The organism is Marinobacter pelagius, assembly GCF_003315345.1.
Taxonomy (GTDB): Bacteria; Pseudomonadota; Gammaproteobacteria; order Pseudomonadales; family Oleiphilaceae; genus Marinobacter; species Marinobacter pelagius_A.
Window position 1 is genome coordinate 35,059 of record NZ_QNRO01000020.1, and the last position, 16,899, is coordinate 51,957.

Genomic DNA, 16,899 nt, shown 5'->3' on the forward strand with positions numbered 1-16,899 from the left:
CACCAGCTCCGTCCGATGCTCCCGCACTCCCCCCCCCCGCTCGATATTCCGTTAAGTCGTTAAAAAGCTGCAGAACACTTCCCGAACCACTAAACTCGTTGCAGGTAAGATAGGTTCAAAACGCAGGAGGCTCCGGAATAATGACAAGGAAGCAGGATGACTTCGATGTGGTGGTCGTTGGCGGTGGCGTCAACGGTACCGGCATCGCCATGGACGCCGCCGGCCGGGGGCTGACGGTCCTGCTGTGCGAAATGAACGACCTTGCCTCGGCAACGTCGTCCTCCAGCAGCAAGCTCATCCACGGCGGGCTGCGGTATCTTGAACACTACGAATTCCGCCTGGTGCGCGAAGCCCTGGCAGAGCGCGAAGCCCTGCTGCGGAACTCGCCCCACATCATGTGGCCCATGCGCTTTCGCCTGCCCCACCGGCCCCACCTGCGCCCGGCCTGGATGATCCGTACCGGACTCTTCCTGTACGACCACCTGGCCAAGCGGGAACTGCTGCCGGGCTCCCGCGCCATCAGCTTCGATGTCAGCGATCCGCTCAAACCGGAGATCACCCGCGGCTTCGAATACTCCGATGGCTGGGTGGATGACGCCCGGCTGGTGGTCCTGACCGCTCGCAAGGCACAACAATGCGGTGCCACCATTCTGCCCCGGACCGAATGTGTCAGGGCAGACCGGGGTGCTGACCACTGGAACGTCATCCTCCGCAACACCCTCGATGGAAGTGAGCGCACGGTCACCGCCAGGGTGGTGGTCAACGCCACCGGCCCCTGGGTCAGCCGGCTGTTCCGGGAAACCCTGTCGATGCAGGCGCCGAAAATGATCCGCATGGTCAAGGGCAGCCACATCGTGGTGCCCCGGCTCAACAAGGACACGGAGGCCTACATCCTGCAGAACGAAGACGACCGCATCGTGTTCGTCATCCCTTACGAGGACAAGTTCTCGCTGGTGGGCACAACGGATGTGGATTACGAGGGTGATCCCCGGGAGGCGAAAATTTCCCCGGAGGAAACACGCTACCTCCTGAAAATCGTCGATGATTATTTCAAGCGGCAGCTGTCGCCCGAGGACGTCGTCTGGTCCTATTCCGGGGTGCGGCCGTTGATGGACGACGAGCAGGGAGACGCCCAGAAGGCATCAAGGGACTATTCCTTCGAGGTGAACCGCGAGAAGGACCAGGCTCCCCTGATTTCCGTCTTCGGAGGCAAGATCACGACCTACCGGAAGCTGGCCGAGGCGGCTACCGACAAGCTGTGCCAGTTCTTCCCGGATGTTGGAAAACCCTGGACCCGGAACGCGGTGTTGCCAGGTGGTGACTTCGACAATCACGAATCCCTCAGCCGAAAACTCCAGTCCGACTTCCCCTGGCTGGCACCGGACATTATCAGCCGTTATGTGCGGACCTACGGCACGGCCGCCTACCGCTTCCTCAGTGACTGCCGTTCCATGGAAGACCTCGGGGTATGCTTCAGCGGAAACCTCTACCGGGTCGAGGTGGACTACCTGGTCCGGGAAGAATGGGCCATGACATCAGAGGATATTCTCTGGCGCCGGACCAAACAGGGCCTGTTTGCCAGCGAAGCGGATGTCCAGGTACTGGAACAGTACCTGAGCCAACAACGGCAGGAACAGCAAGTGACGCAGACGTCAGACCAGCCGGTACCTGCCGGTCACTGACCGTCATCGCTGCCGAGCACCTCGGCAATCCGTGCCTGCATCGCCGGCACCACCTCCTGCTCGAACCACGGGTTGTTCCTCAACCAGCGATTATTGCGGGGGCTGGGGTGCGGCATGGGGATGATCTCGGGCCAGTGTTGCTGCCAGGCCCGGACATTCTCCGTGACTGACCGTTTTCGGCTGCCAAGGTGCCAGGCATGGGCGTATTGCCCGATCAGGAGGGTGAGCCGGATGTCCGGCAGGCGGGCCAGAAGAGCTTGCCGCCAGGCGTCAGCACACTCCGGGCGCGGCGGCAGATCGCCGGATTTGCCGGTGCCCGGATAGCAAAAGCCCATGGGCAGGATCGCCATTTTCTGTTCGTCGTAGAAGGTATCCCGGGTCACTCCCATCCATTGCCGGAGCCGGTCCCCGCTGGGATCATTGAACGGCAGGCCGGTTTCGTGGACCTGCCGCCCTGGCGCCTGGCCGACTACCAGAAGCCGCGATGATTCGCTCAACTGGATCACCGGCCGGGGGCCCAGTGGCAGGACATCCTTACAGATGGTGCAGGCACGCACTCGCCTGACCAGCTCATCAAATGACAATCTGTCCAGATCCTCCGCCATGTCAGCCGCCTGTTATCCGAATAGGGTCAGACCTCCGGGTTACCCAACGCCTCGGCGGCCCCGAGCAAGCCGGTGTAGGGCTCCGTCACCACGTATACCGGCGTGTATTCGAGTAACGGCCGCATACGGCCCTTATCCTCGAATCCGTTACGGAACGGGCTCTCCAGAAAGAAGTCCAGGAATCTCGGCAGTATGCCTCCGCACAGATACACCCCGCCCAGGCTGCCCAGGGTCAGAACGCCGTTGCCTGCGGTACGGCCCAGGATCTCACAGAAATGCCGGAGCGTTTCCCGCGCCAGGAGTTCGTTGTCACCCGTGGCTGCCGCCGTGATTTTCTCCGGAGCATCCAGCGGGGCAGTAACCCCCCTTATCTCGGCGTGGGCCTGGTAGAGGTTGAGCAGGCCCTGACCGCACAGGATCCGCTCCACCGAAACCCGTCCGAAGCGGGCCTTGAGAATACGGAGAATGTCCATCTCGAGATCATCCGTGGGGGCAAAATCTACGTGGCCGCCCTCGGTCATCAGCGGCACCCATCCCTTCTTGATCGGTACAAGCCCTGACACCCCCAGACCGGTACCCGGCCCCATCACCAGGCGCGGCCGGCGTGGATCGCCCGGGCCACCGCACACGTGCACCAGGTTGGCCTCGGACACGTGGGGCACACCAAGTGCCATGGCGGTAAAATCATTGATCACCTTGAAGGCGGACCAGCCGAACTGCTGGCGAACTTCTTCGGTATCAAACCGCCAGTGGTTGTTGGTCATCCGTATCTGCGTGCCTCGAACCGGCGAGGCCACAGCCAGGCAGGCCTGGCTGACGGATTGGACACCGACCTTCTGCAGGTAGTCAACGACCGCCTGATCAAGGTTATCGTAATCGCCGCAGGCCAGAACTTCGATGGCCTGCGGCCGGACATCGCCCTGCTCCACCAGGGCGAAACGCGCGTTGGTACCCCCGATATCGCCAACCAGGGAATAGTGTTTTGCCGTCATGCGTCGTGGTTCCAGAAAAAGCTTGCGCCCTCTTCGGGGGTGCTGGCCGAGCGGCGCAACCAGCCAAACAACTCCCGTCCATAGCCGTAATGATACGCGGACAGGTCCGCTTTTGCAGACTCCCGGGCAGAGAATTCCTGCTCATCCACCCGGATTGACAGAGAGCCCTGCTCGGCATCGAGACAAATCACGTCGCCGTCACGAACCCGCGCGAGCGCTCCGCCATCCAGGGCTTCGGGGTATACGTGGATGGCCGCAGGCACCTTGCCGGAGGCGCCGGACATACGGCCGTCGGTCACCAGGCCAACCTTGTAACCGCGATCCTGAAGCACACCAAGATAAGGCGTCAACTTGTGCAGCTCGGGCATGCCGTTGGCTTTCGGGCCCTGGAACCGGACCACCACGATGCAGTCCCTGTCCAGCTCACCCGCGTCGAAAGCGGCTTTCAGATCATTCTGATCGTTGAAGACCACCGCCGGTGCCTCGATCCGGTGATGCTCCGGTGCCACTGCCGACACCTTGATGACACCGCGGCCCAGGTTACCGTCCAGGACCTTGAGCCCGCCATTCGGCGCGAAGGGTTCGGAGGCGCTGCTGAGCACTTCCGGCCACTGGCTTTTCTCGACCGCCGGCTTCCAGACCAGCTTGTCGCCATCCAGCTCCGGCATCTGTGCATAACGTTCCAGGCCGTGGCCCACCACCGTCTCGACGTCGTTGTGCAGGTAGCCCCCATTCAGCAGTTCGCGGATCAGGTAGGGCGTGCCACCGGCCTCGTGGAAGGCATTCACGTCTTCCTGGCCGTTCGGATAGATCCGCGTCATCGACGGCACCACGGAGGACAGCTCCGCATAGTCGTTCCAGTCGATGATGATCCCGGCGGCACGAGCAATGGCGATCCAGTGAATGGTGTGGTTGGTGGAGCCACCGGTCACCAGTAGTGCCACCAGGGCGTTGACGATGGATTTCTCGTCCACCATGTCACCCAGGCCCAGCTCGCCACCATGGGGCTTGGAAAGGCGGATCACCTGTTCCGTGGCCGCCCGGGTGAGCGCATCCCGCAGGGGCGTTCCGGGATTGACGAACGCGGCTCCGGGCAGATGCAGGCCCATCACCTCCACCAGCAGCTGGTTGCTGTTGGCGGTGCCATAGAAAGTACAGGTGCCGGGGCTGTGATAGGACTTGCTCTCGGCTTCCAGCAACTCGTCCTTACCGACTTTCCCCTCGGCATACAACTGACGGATCCGCTGCTTTTCCTTGTTGGGCAGACCGGAGGGCATGGGGCCCGCCGGCACCAGGACGGTAGGCAGGTAACCAAAGCTCAGCGAGCCGATCAGCAACCCCGGAACAATCTTGTCACAGATACCGAGCAGCAAGGTGGCATCGAACATGTTGTGGCTGAGCGCCACGGCGGTGCTCATGGCAATGGTGTCCCGGGAGAAAAGACTGAGCTCCATGCCGGGCTGACCCTGGGTCACGCCATCACACATGGCCGGCGTACCACCGGCAAACTGGGCCACCGAGCCCATGCCATGCGCAGCCTCGCGAATGATATCCGGGAACTTTTCATAGGGCTGGTGGGCCGAAAGCATATCGTTGTAGGCAGACACCATGGCCACGTTGGCCTTGTTCATGAACTTGAGGGTGTCCTTATCGGCCTGACTGCAGGCGGCGAAGCCGTGGGCGAGATTGCCGCAGGACAGGGAGCTTCGATGCGGTGACTGCGCTTTCAGGGCATTCATCCGGTCCAGGTAGTCCTGCCGGGTGGCGCGACTGCGCTCGATGATTCGCTGGGTGACCTTGTCAATGGTGGGATGCATGGCGAACTCCATTGCTTCATATATACGGTTGTCATTTATGGATGTAATTTTACTTACTTTTTTTGATCATTCCACCCAACAACGTTCATTTATCATTTTTTTGTTGTTATATTTACTACATCTCAAGGAGCAATCGAACAACAAACAGACAGAACAGGAGTCAAAACATGACTATCCGCATCGCTATCAACGGTTTCGGCCGCATTGGCCGCAACGTGCTCCGCGCACTTTATGAAAATAACTACCGGAATCAACTGCAGGTAGTGGCCATCAATGACCTCGGTGACGCGGAAACCAACGCCCATCTCCTCAAATACGACAGCGTACACGGGCGCTTTGACGGCGTCGTCAGCCACGACGCAGAATCCCTGACCGTGAACGGTGACCGGATTGCCATAACCGCTATCCGCAACCCGGAAGAACTGCCCTGGAAGGACTTCCACGTGGACGTGGTCTTTGAATGCACCGGGCTGTTCACCAACCGGGACAAGGCCGCAGCCCACCTGAGCGCCGGTGCCCGCAAAGTGATTATCTCGGCTCCCTCTCCCGATGCCGATGCCACAGTGGTTTATGGCGTGAACCACAACATCCTCGAAGCCGGGCATGATGTGATTTCCAATGCATCCTGCACCACCAACTGTCTGGCACCCGTCGCAGAGGCCCTGCACAAGGCCGTCGGTATCGAGAGTGGCCTGATGACCACGATCCACTCCTACACCAATGACCAGAAACTCAGCGACGTGTACCACAGCGATCTGTACCGGGCCCGTTCCGCCACCCAATCCATGATCCCTACCAAAACCGGCGCCGCAGCTGCTATTGGTAAGGTGATTCCGGAACTCGATGGTAAACTGGACGGGCTGGCGGTCCGCGTTCCTACCATCAATGTATCACTGGTGGATTTCGGCTTCATTGCCGGCCGGGACACCTCGGCTGAAGAGATCAACGAAGCGGTGCGCTCGGCAGCAGAAAGTAACCCGATTCTGGGCTTCAACACCGAAAAACTGGTCAGCATCGATTTCAACCATAACGCGCTATCGAGCGTGTTTGACGCAAATCATACCCGGGTGCTTGGCCGTCATGTAAAAGTCATGGCCTGGTATGACAATGAGTGGGGCTTCTCCAACCGGATGCTCGACAACGCCATCGCACTCGTCAAAGCCAGTCAGTAACCGAAACAAAGGAACAGATACCATGCTCAGGCGTACCAAGATTGTCGCCACCCTAGGCCCTGCCACGGATACCCCGGAAGCCCTGGCCTCCATTATCAAGGCCGGCGTTGACGTGACCCGACTCAATTTCTCCCATGGCAGCGCCGATGAGCATATCGCCCGGGCCCGCCGGGTTCGCGAAGCGGCGGCCTCACAGGGGCGCTTCGTCGCCCTGCTGGCGGACCTGCAGGGACCAAAGCTGCGCATTGCCCGCTTTTCCGACAACAAGGTGTTCCTGGAAGCGGGCCAGAGATTCGTACTCGATGCCGCCATGGACAAGGAGGCAGGCACCTCCGAGCGGGTCGGCATTGACTACGAGCAGCTGATCTCGGATGTCGCCCCCGGCGATATCCTGGTGCTGGACGATGGCCGCATCGAAATGGAAGTGGAATCGGTAGACGATCACAGCATTACCTCTACGGTACTGATCGGCGGCCCGCTGTCGAACAACAAGGGGCTGAACAAGCGCGGCGGCGGCCTGTCCGCCGAGGCCCTGACCGAGAAGGACAAGCAGGACATCGTCACTGCCGCCAAACTGGGCGCGGATTACGTGGCTGTCTCCTTTGTACGCACCGCCGAAGACATGCACATCGCCCGCAGGTTGCTGAGCGAGGCCGGCTCCGATGCCGGCCTGGTCGCCAAGATCGAGCGCGCCGAACTGGCCCATGACGAAGCCGCGCTGGATGCGGTGATCGAGGCCTCCGATGCGGTCATGGTGGCTCGTGGCGATCTGGCAGTGGAAATCGGCGACGCCGAGCTGGTGGGTGTACAGAAACACATCATCAACCGGGCACGGTCCCTGAACCGGGTCGTCATTACCGCCACCCAGATGATGGAGTCCATGATCACCAGCCCGATGCCGACCCGCGCCGAGGTATCGGATGTGGCCAACGCCGTCATGGATTACACCGATGCGGTCATGCTCTCGGCCGAGACCGCGGTGGGCGACTACCCCACCGAGGCCGTCGAGGCCATGGTGCGAATCTGCCTGGGGGCGGAAAAACACCCTTCCATGCACCAGTCCAAGCACCGGATCCACGAAAGCATGGAACATGTCGACGAGGCGATTGCCCTGTCCGCCATGTACGCCGCCAACCACCTGAACGGCGTAACGGCGATCATCTGCATGACCGAAACCGGGGCCACCCCGCGACTGATGTCCCGTATCAAGTCGAGCCTGCCGATATTCGCCTTCTCCCGCCACCACACCACCCAGCACCGGGTGGTACTGTTCCGGGGCGTCCAGACGGTGCCCTTCGATTCCGCCAGGATTCCGAACGAACAGACCAACGCCCTGGCCGTGGCCCAGCTGGTCGAGCGAGGCGTGGTCAATGACGGGGATCTGGTGGTGATCACCAAGGGTGATTACGTCAATGCCCAGGGTGGCACCAACACCATGAAGATCGTGCGGGTCGGATCAGACATTCGCTGATCACCCGCAGACACAAAAAAGCCCACCTGGACACGGTGGGCTTTTTAGTGGGCCAGCTCCAACTCAGAGGCCGGCCAGACTCTGCCGGGCAATGTCGGTCACCCTGCCCCAGTCCTTTTCTGCGATCGCATCAGCCGGTGTCAGCCAGGAGCCACCAACCGCCTTCACGTTATCCAGGGCCAGATAATCCTTGGCCGTCATGCGATTGATCCCGCCGGTCGGGCAGAACATCACATCCGGGAAGGGGCCGGCGAATGCTTTCAATGCCGGCCGGCCTCCGGCCACCTCGGCCGGGAAGAACTTGAATTCCCGGTAGCCAAACGCGTAGCCCATCATCAGCTCGGAGACGGTGGCAATCCCGGGCAGAAGCGGCGCCTGGGAGGTAACACCAAACTCCAGGATTGCCTCGGTCACACCCGGCGTGATTACGAACTGGGCGCCCGCCGATTCCACCTGACGGTACTGGGCAATACTGGTGACCGTCCCGGCCCCCACCCAGGCATCAGGAATAGCCTTGCGTACTTGCTCGATGGCGCGCACCCCGTGCTCGGTGCGCAGGGTAATTTCCAGCACCCGGATTCCGCCGTCCACCAGTGCCTGGCAAAGTGGAATGGCATCGTCCGGGTCGTTGATCGCAATAACGGGCACCAGGGGGCAAGCATTGAGAACGGCCTGAACCCTGTCCCGGTGATAGTCCGATAGTTGATTCATCTGTTATCTCCAGAATTCTTGCAAGACGGGATGTCAGAGCCGTCACGGGCTCCAGAAAATTTGCAGCCCCGATTTCAGAAAGCCTCGAATCGGCATGGCCATCACCTCATCCGGCTTTGAGACAGCCTTTTCCAGCGTCTCCAGCTTGTCCGCACCCTTGAGGTGCAAGGCGGTGAAGCGGGCTTCCGCCAGCACCGGGTAGGTCAGCGTGATCCGCCGCTGGGCTTGTGAGGGCGGCGTCATGGGGGCCACTATCTCGGGATTGGAAGTGTCCATGGCCCGCGGTAGTTCCGGCGCGTCCGGGAACAGCGAGGCAGTATGGCCATCGTTCCCCATCCCCAGGATCAGCACATCGATCGGCAGGGCCAGAGCCCGCAGCTCACGCTTGACGGCCTCAAGCCCCTCCTCCGGTGTTTCGCCCGGCTGCTTCAGGGACAGGAACCGCGCCCCGGCGGCGTAATTCTGAAGCAGATGCTCCTTGACCAGGGTGGTGTTGCTCGCCGGATCGCCTTCCGGGACCCAGCGCTCATCAGCCAAGAGGACATCCACCCGGCTCCAGTCCAGCGGCTTCTCCGACAAGACCCGGAAAAAAGGCAAAGGCGTGGAGCCGCCGGAAACCACCAGACTCGCCCGTGGCGCCTCTGCCAGGCGCTGCTCCAGAAACCGGCTCACCGCGTCTGCCAGCGACACGGCGACTTCCTCCGGCGTTTCACCGAAGCAGGACTGGACTCCTTCTGGAAACTCGATCTCAGGCATCTTCATACCAGCTCCTCCCGTCCCTGGTGATCATGGCAATGGAGGCGACCGGCCCCCAGGTACCGGCGGCGTAGCGCTTGGGGGGCTCGCCACTGTCCTTCCAGTTGCGGATGACCTGGTCCACCCAGCGCCAGGCGTACTCCACCTCGTCCCGACGGACAAACAGGTACTGGTTGCCCTTCATGACCTCCCAGAGCAGGCGCTCATAGGCATCCGGGATCCGGTCGGTTTCGAAGGTCTCGGAAAAGGTCAGCTCCAACGGGCCCTGGCGCAGGCGCATGCCTTTGTCCAGACCCTGATCCTTGGTAAGGATCTTCAGGGACATACCCTCATCGGGCTGCAGCCGGATGATGAGCTTGTTGTTGGCCAGGTGCTTCTGGTCCGGATCGAAGATGTAGTGTGGCGCCGGCTTGAAGTGGATGATGATCTGGGAGAGCTTCTCCGGCAGCCGTTTGCCTGTTCGGATATAGAAGGGAACACCGGACCAGCGCCAGTTCTCGATCTCGGCCTTGAGGGCCACAAAGGTTTCCGTGTCACTGCCCTTATTGGCGCCTTCTTCTTCCAGGTAGCCGGGCACCGGCGTGCCGTCACTGGTACCGGCAGTGTACTGGCCGCGGACCACGTAGCTTTCCATGATATCCGGGGTAATCTGTCTGAGCGCCTTGAGTACCTTGACCTTCTCGTCCCGGATGCTGTCTGCGGACAGGTCCGCCGGAGGATCCATGGCGATCAGGCACAGCAGCTGGAGCAGGTGATTCTGGACCATATCCCGGATCTGCCCGGCCTGGTCGAAATAACCCCAGCGCCCCTCGATACCCACGCTCTCGGCAACCGTGATTTCCACGTGAGAAATGTGATTCTGATCCCACTGGGAAGCAAACAGGTTGTTGGCAAAACGCAGGGCAATCAGGTTCTGAACCGTTTCCTTGCCCAGGTAATGATCGATCCGGAACAACTGGTTCTCGTTGTACACCGCGCCGAGCTCGTCGTTGATGACTTTCGACGACTCAAGATCATGGCCGATCGGTTTCTCGACCACCACGCGGGTCTTTTCATTGCAGCAGCTGGCCGCTTTCAGATTCCGGGCAATGACGCCGTACATCGAGGGAGGCGTCGCCATGTAGACAATGAGCTCGTTGGCCGGAGTATCTCGCCAGTCTTTCAGGGCTACGTAGCCTTCCGGATCATTGAAATCCAGCAGCTGATAATCCACCCGCTCCAGGAAACGGTTGGCAACGTCAGCGTCGAACTCCGCGTCCTTTACATGGTGCTTCAGCTTGTCGAACAGCTGTTTACGAACGGTCGGCGTATCCGCCTCGGTACGGGCAATTGCCAGCACCCGGCTTCCCTCCGCCAGCAATCCGGCCCGCTCCAGCTGATAAAGTGCCGGGAACAGCTTGCGCTGGGCAAGATCCCCCAGGGCGCCGAACAGCATAAGGTCACAACGGGTATTGATATTATTGACCATTGGTTCCTTCTCTCTGGTATTGGACAGCAGTCACAGCTTTAGCAACTCCGACCACCTATGTAGTAATTTTAAACAAATAATGACAGCTGAAAATCGTTTTTCCAAGGAAAAATTGGCTTAAATGATATTTTTACTACCCCAATCCCGGACGAAAAGCGGTATAATCACCACGATTTTCTTATAACCATTGCACCAGATGCAGGGAGTATCGACACCATGGCCGCGAACCAGTCGCACCGTGACGACAATCTGCTTGAAGATATACAGGCCCGGCTGGACAACCTGAATAAATCCGAGCGCAAGGTGGCCGAGGCCATCCTCCGGGATCCCAGCGCTGCCACCCGCTACAGCATCGCGGCCCTGGCCCGGGCCGCCGACGTCAGCGAGCCCACGGTGAACCGCTTCTGTCGCGGCTTCTCCGCCACCGGCTTCCCGGACTTCAAGATCCGCCTGGCCCAGAGCATCGCCACCGGCACGCCCTACGTCGGCCAGAACGTGGAACCCGACGACACCGTTGCCGAGTTTGCCGACAAGATCATGCTCAGCACCATTGCCAGTCTGGACAAGGCACGCCAGTCCCTGGACCCCAAGGCCCTGGCAACCGCTATCGACTACCTGATCCAGGCCAAGCAGATCAACTTTTTCGGAATGGGCGGCTCCGCCTCTGTGGCCCTGGATGCCCAGCACAAGTTCTTCCGCTTCAACATTCCGGTCATGTCCTATGATGACGCCCTGATGCAACGCATGGTGGCCGCCGGCTCCCAGGTGGGCGATGTGATCGTACTGATCTCCTACACCGGCCGGACCAAGGAAACCGTCGAGATCGCCAAGGTTGCCCGGGAGAATGGTGCCACCGTGATCGGCATCACAAATCCGGAATCCCCCCTGGCGGAGTGCTGCACCGTGGTCCTGGGAGTCACCGCACCGGAAGATACCGAGGTGTACATGCCCATGTCGTCGCGGATCATCCACCTGACCGTGATCGACATCCTGGCCACCGGCGTCACTCTCAAGCGGGGCGCGGATTTCCTCGGCCATCTCAAGAAGATAAAAGAAAGCCTCAAGGCGACCCGTTTCCCCCAGAGCTGAACGTCCAGCCAACCATTTTCAAGTTAGCAGACCCAGACGTTACAGGAGCATTAACCTCGAATGCCGGGCACAAAAAAAGGGGAGCCAAACCACTGGCTCCCCTTTTTTTGTTTCAGTACCGGTATTACGGGCGCTCGACTTCCGCCTGGTCCCGCAGGTACTGCTGGTACGCGGTGTATTCGCGCTGGCCTTCCAGTGATGCCAGGAACTGACGGAGTTGCTCGAACTCCTGGCTATCCCGGTCAGCCTCGCCGGAATTGACCGCATCAAGGGCCACCACAGCGGCCTGCCGGGCATTCACGGTGCTGCCATAGCTGACGCCCCCGTCATCCGGACGCGGCAGGGAGAAGGCTGTCTGCATGACCGCCGGAGCAATGCCCCCGGCGTTACGACCCTGCCCCTCATAGGACTGCCATTGGCCCACTTCAATGGCTTCTGCAGGCTCACCCTGTTCAAGGCTCGCGATGATCGTATCAGCTCGCTCAGCCAGTGCCCCACGGGTTTCCTGCGCCACAAGACGCTCACGGATCTGGTCGCGAACTTCGGCCAGGGGCAGCTGCTGCGCCTCCCGATGCTCACGGACTCGGGCAACCACAGACAGGTTGTCGCCGACATCGATCAGTTCGGTGTTGTAACCACCGTTAAGAACATCATCAGAGTACAACTGCCGCACCAGACCGGCATGGTCAAACGGTGCCGGGCCGCCATCGCGGGTTATACCGCTGATCTCCCGAACTTCCAGCCCCAGCTCTTCGGCAGGGCCGGCAAGGTCATCGGCAGCGTAGGCCGAATCCGCCAATTGCGAGCGCACTTCAGCGAAGCGCTCTTCAGCTTTTTGCCGGGCCAACTCGCTACGCAGCTGCTCTTCCAGCTCTGCCAACGGCGGTACCTCGGAACGACGAATATCGTCAAGTTTGATCAGGTGAACGCCAAAACTGGTTTCCACCGGCTCGGAGACCTCCCCCTCTTCCAGGGCGAACAGAGCCTCTTCAAAGGCCTCGTCATAGACACCTCGGCCAGCATAGCCAAGGTCACCACCTTCCTCTGCGGTGACGGTATCAATGGAGTATTCCTCGGCCAGCGCCGCAAAGGATTCGCCCGCGGCCAGACGCTCCTGAATGGTCGCCATGGTCTCAGCGGAGTTCTCACCATCCTCGATCAGGATATGGGAAGCACGACGCTCCTCCCGTGCCAGATCATCGGAACGCTCCTCGTAGTATGCCTGCAGCTCCTCGTCGGTGACTTCGGTGCTGTCAGCAAGGGAACCAAGCGAGAGCGCGATATAGGCGGCATCAATCTGTTCCGGCTGCTGGAAGGAACTTGCGTTCTCCTCGTAGAATGCCTCGATCTCCGCGTCGGTAACCTCTACCTGGTCGGCAACCGCGCTGGCAGGAACGGTCAGCACCCGGAAGTCACGGGTCTGGTTCTGGATCTGCAGCAGCTGGGCAGCATTCTCCTGGGTGGATATGCCACTTTGCACGATACCCGCACGAATCTGGTTAACCACATACTGTTTGCGCATGGCTTCGCGGAATTCGCCCACACCCATGCCCATGTTGCGTACCGTTGCCACAAACCGGTCCCGGTTGAACTTGCCGTCCACCTGGAACTGCGGCATCTGCGTGATCAGCGCATCGATGTCAGCGTCAGAAAGAGCCAGGCCCTGGTTGGCAGCATCCTGGGTCAGCACCGATTCCTGGATCAGGGATTCCAGGACATCTTTGCGGATCTGATCCTCATTCAGCAGGGACGGATCCGGAGTTTCCATCTGAGACAGGCGACGCTGGCTTTCAAGCTGCACCAGGCGGAGAAACTCGCGCTCGGTAATATCTTCGCCATTGACCGTGGCTACCTCCGGCTCACCGGAGAAACCGCCGATGATGGCGTCCATTCCCCAAATGGAGAGGGATACAATCAGCAGCCCGATGATGATCTTGGCAATGGTGCCCTGGGCATTTTCCCGAATATCTTGAAGCATGTTACTCCCGAATCCCCGTCGAGGTCGTGCAGTGTTGTTACAACGTAAAAAGGCGCACCCTGTCCGGAATGCGCCTTCAATTCTTCTGGGCGGCTGGCACGAGGCTGGCCGCCGGAGAAAGAACCGTTACTTGACGGCGTCTTTCAGGGCCTTGCCTGCCTTGAAACCAGGCACTTTGGAGGCCGGAATCTTGATCTCGGCACCAGTCTGCGGGTTACGACCGGTACGAGCAGCACGCTCTTTGACAGAGAAAGTACCAAAGCCGATCAGGGTAACCTGATCACCTTTTTTGAGGGCACCGGTGATGGAGTTGGTCATTGCGTCCAGAGCACGGCCAGCGGCGGCTTTGGAGATATCTGCGGACTCTGCAATTGCATCGATAAGTTCGGACTTGTTCACACTAAACCCCTTCGATTTCAGGTTGAAGATGTTATAGGTTGGTTTATTTTTTCGCGGACGTTCTCGACTATCGCATAAGCGTTCCGAGAATTCCATTCTTCAGTTTTATTATTCCTTGCGGCTGTTAACCGGTGTTCGGAATAGGCACTTACTGCGCGGGAGCCCTTGGTATTGGCTGCTTCACGGCGAAACAGTTATACCAACGGGCTCTCAGGCATGTCAACAACTCATCAAGCCTTTAATGTGTATTTATGCGCTCGGCAGCATCGCCTTCTTCGTCCCGGGGTTTCCCGGAACCGGTTTCACCGGACGCCGATTCGGCATGAGCCTCGGGCGGATAAGCCAGGGCAATATCCAGCACCTCATCGATCCACTTGACCGGCCGGATCTCCAGCGACTCCTTGATATTCTCCGGTATCTCCTTGAGATCCCGGACATTTTCATCGGGGATCACAACGGTCTTGATGCCGCCCCGATGGGCTGCCAGCAACTTCTCCTTGAGACCACCGATCGCCAGCACACGGCCCCGCAGGGTGATCTCACCAGTCATTGCCACGTCGGCCCGGACGGGAATCCGGGTCAGAGCGGAGACCAGCCCGGTGCACATGCCGATACCCGCACTCGGGCCATCCTTCGGCGTGGCACCCTCGGGCACGTGAATGTGCAGGTCATGCTTCTCGTGGAAGTCAGCGGGAATACCCAGGCCTGCCGCGCGGCTGCGAACCACGGTGAGGGCGGTCTGGATGGACTCCTGCATGACATCACCCAGTGAGCCGGTCTTCACCACGCGGCCCTTGCCCGGTGTCAGGGCACATTCGATGGTCAGCAGCTCACCGCCCACCTGGGTCCAGGCAAGGCCGGTCACCTGGCCGATCTGATCGCTTTCCTCGGCAAGACCATACTTGAACTTCTTGACCCCGGAATAGTCTTCCAGCATCTCCGGTGTCAGCGTTATCGACGCCTTTTCACCGGCTTCCACGTGCTCTCTGACCACCTTGCGGCAGATCTTCGCGATTTCACGCTCGAGGCCACGGACACCGGCTTCCCGGGTGTAATAGCGGATCAGGTCGCGCAGGGTCTCTTCCGGTATCTTCAGCTCGTCCTTACGCAGACCGTTGGCCTTGATCTGCTTCGGCAGCAGGTAACGCAGGGCGATATTCACCTTCTCATCCTCGGTGTAACCCGGGATGCGAATGATCTCCATCCGGTCCAGCAGGGCCGGCGGGATGTTCATCGAGTTGGAGGTACACACGAACATCACGTCCGAGAGGTCGTAATCCACCTCGAGGTAGTGATCGTTGAAGGTGTGATTCTGCTCCGGGTCCAACACCTCCAGCAATGCGGAGGCGGGATCGCCACGATGGTCCATGCCCATCTTGTCAATCTCGTCGAACAGGAACAGCGGGTTCTTGACCCCAACCTTGGACAGCTTCTGGAGCAGCTTGCCCGGCAACGCGCCAATATAGGTCTTGCGGTGGCCGCGAATCTCGGCCTCATCCCGCACACCACCCAGGGCCATCCGGGTATATTTGCGGTTGGTCGCCCTGGCAATAGACTGACCGAGCGAGGTTTTACCCACCCCGGGAGGCCCTACCAGGCATAGCACCGGCCCTTTGACCTTCTTCACGCGGCTCTGGACGGCCAGGTATTCGAGAATGCGCTTCTTCACCTCGTCCAGACCGTAATGGTCGCGATCGAGGATCTCACGGGCTTTCTCGATGTCATGGCGAACCCGGCTGCGCTTCTTCCATGGCACCGCCAGCATCCAGTCGATGTAGCCACGCACCACGGTCGCCTCGGCGGACATGGGTGACATCATCTTGAGCTTGTTGAGCTCCGCCTCGGTCTTCTTGCGGGCCTCTTCCGGGAGTCCGGCTTCCTCGAGTTTCTTCTCGAGCTCTTCAAAATCGTTATTGCCTTCACCGAGCTGGCCCATCTCTTTCTGGATGGCCTTCATCTGCTCGTTCAGGTAATACTCCCGCTGGCTGCGCTCCATCTGCTTTTTGACGCGGCCACGGATGCGCTTCTCAACCTCGATCAGGTCGATTTCGCCATCCAGCTTGCCCAGCAGCAGGTCCACGCGCTTGCGCACGTCCAATGCTTCCAGCAATTCCTGCTTCTCGGGAATGCGCATCTCGAGGTGTGCCGCCATGGTGTCAGCCAGGCGCTCCACCTCGTTGATGCCGGTCAGGGAGTTGGAGACCTCGGACGGCACCTTCTTGGAGAGCTTCACAAACTTCTCGAACTCGTCCATCAGGGTCTTGACCAGCACTTCCTCTTCCCGGGCGGGAAGGGATTCCTCTTCCAGAAGCATGGCGCTGCCGGTGAGGTAATCGGCCTCGTTGATGTTACTTATGGAGGCCCGGGCGTTGCCCTCTACGAGTACTTTCACGGTACCGTCAGGAAGCCGCAGCATCTGCAGGACAGTCGCCAGGGTGCCCATTTCGAACACATCGCCGGCGCCGGGTTCGTCGGTGGACGCATCACGCTGGGCCACCAGCAGGATTTCCTTGCTGCCCTCCATAGCCGCTTCCAGTGCCTGGATGGATTTTTCGCGGCCGACAAACAGGGGCACTACCATGTGCGGGAACACCACAACGTCCCGCAACGGGAGCAGCGGGTATTCTTGCACGGTATCTTCGGGTATCAGGGTCATAGGACTTCCTCTGACGGTATTTCTTTCAGCATATCACCCTTCATTGGGGCGCTGATTAAAATTGCAATCTTTTTACGGGGGAAAAACGGATTGGGATTCGAGT

At 60.0% G+C, this 16,899-nt stretch carries 13 protein-coding genes; 4 read left to right on the forward strand and 9 right to left on the reverse strand.

Going from position 1 to position 16,899, the window contains the following annotated elements:
- The first annotated feature begins 140 nt into the window (after positions 1–140).
- Complete coding sequence (gene glpD, locus DET50_RS15325; RefSeq protein WP_113863632.1) at positions 141–1,682, forward strand: glycerol-3-phosphate dehydrogenase; 1,542 nt, start codon at positions 141–143, stop codon at positions 1,680–1,682.
- Here glpD and DET50_RS15330 read toward each other — a convergent pair.
- Genes DET50_RS15330 through edd form a run of 3 tightly spaced genes read right to left on the reverse strand, consistent with a single transcriptional unit; the run spans position 1,676 to position 5,096 of the window.
- Positions 1,676–2,287, reverse strand: coding sequence for a uracil-DNA glycosylase family protein (locus tag DET50_RS15330; RefSeq protein WP_113863633.1), 612 nt, complete (start codon positions 2,285–2,287; stop codon positions 1,676–1,678). The two genes, glpD and DET50_RS15330, sit on opposite strands and share 7 nt — an antisense overlap.
- A gap of 26 nt (positions 2,288–2,313) precedes the next feature.
- Positions 2,314–3,279, reverse strand: a complete 966-nt coding sequence (locus DET50_RS15335; protein ID WP_113863634.1) for a glucokinase — start codon at positions 3,277–3,279, stop codon at positions 2,314–2,316.
- Positions 3,276–5,096: a phosphogluconate dehydratase gene (gene edd, locus DET50_RS15340; RefSeq protein WP_113863635.1), complete on the reverse strand. Its 1,821-nt coding sequence runs from the start codon at positions 5,094–5,096 to the stop codon at positions 3,276–3,278. Before edd ends, DET50_RS15335 begins: the two co-directional genes overlap by 4 nt.
- Before the next feature lie 167 nt (positions 5,097–5,263).
- Between edd and gap the strand changes: the two genes are divergently transcribed.
- Positions 5,264–6,268 carry a type I glyceraldehyde-3-phosphate dehydrogenase gene (gene gap, locus DET50_RS15345; RefSeq protein ID WP_113863636.1) on the forward strand — a complete coding sequence of 335 codons (1,005 nt, stop codon included), beginning with the start codon at positions 5,264–5,266 and terminating at the stop codon, positions 6,266–6,268.
- A gap of 22 nt (positions 6,269–6,290) precedes the next feature.
- The gene (gene pyk, locus DET50_RS15350; protein WP_113863637.1) at positions 6,291–7,739 is read left to right on the forward strand and encodes a pyruvate kinase; all 1,449 of its coding nucleotides are present in this window, start codon (positions 6,291–6,293) and stop codon (positions 7,737–7,739) included.
- 63 nt (positions 7,740–7,802) lie between these two features.
- Here the strand turns inward: pyk and DET50_RS15355 are convergent, their stop codons facing one another.
- The 3 genes from DET50_RS15355 to zwf are packed head-to-tail and all read right to left on the reverse strand — an operon-like array spanning position 7,803 to position 10,674.
- A complete protein-coding gene (locus DET50_RS15355) occupies positions 7,803–8,450 on the reverse strand; it encodes a bifunctional 4-hydroxy-2-oxoglutarate aldolase/2-dehydro-3-deoxy-phosphogluconate aldolase (RefSeq protein ID WP_113863638.1) in 648 nt (215 codons plus the stop codon).
- A 42-nt stretch (positions 8,451–8,492) separates the two neighbouring features.
- Entirely contained in the window at positions 8,493–9,206 is a 714-nt protein-coding gene (gene pgl, locus DET50_RS15360; RefSeq protein WP_113863666.1) for a 6-phosphogluconolactonase, read from the reverse strand.
- Positions 9,199–10,674, reverse strand: coding sequence for a glucose-6-phosphate dehydrogenase (gene zwf, locus DET50_RS15365; protein ID WP_113863639.1), 1,476 nt, complete (start codon positions 10,672–10,674; stop codon positions 9,199–9,201). The genes pgl and zwf overlap by 8 nt, the downstream gene beginning before the upstream one ends.
- 216 nt (positions 10,675–10,890) lie before the next feature.
- On the opposite strand from zwf, the gene DET50_RS15370 reads away from it, so the two are divergent.
- The gene (locus DET50_RS15370; protein WP_113863640.1) at positions 10,891–11,763 is read left to right on the forward strand and encodes a MurR/RpiR family transcriptional regulator; all 873 of its coding nucleotides are present in this window, start codon (positions 10,891–10,893) and stop codon (positions 11,761–11,763) included.
- Positions 11,764–11,887: 124 nt separating this feature from the next.
- Here the strand turns inward: DET50_RS15370 and DET50_RS15375 are convergent, their stop codons facing one another.
- From DET50_RS15375 to lon, 3 genes are all read right to left on the reverse strand, one after another.
- Positions 11,888–13,741: a SurA N-terminal domain-containing protein gene (locus DET50_RS15375; RefSeq protein WP_113863641.1), complete on the reverse strand. Its 1,854-nt coding sequence runs from the start codon at positions 13,739–13,741 to the stop codon at positions 11,888–11,890.
- Between the two features lie 126 nt (positions 13,742–13,867).
- The gene (locus tag DET50_RS15380) at positions 13,868–14,140 is read right to left on the reverse strand and encodes an HU family DNA-binding protein (RefSeq protein ID WP_008174603.1); all 273 of its coding nucleotides are present in this window, start codon (positions 14,138–14,140) and stop codon (positions 13,868–13,870) included.
- A 238-nt stretch (positions 14,141–14,378) separates the two neighbouring features.
- Positions 14,379–16,796 (reverse strand): endopeptidase La, encoded by a 2,418-nt coding sequence (gene lon, locus DET50_RS15385; RefSeq protein WP_113863642.1) that lies wholly within the window; start codon positions 16,794–16,796, stop codon positions 14,379–14,381.
- Positions 16,797–16,899 lie beyond the last annotated feature (103 nt).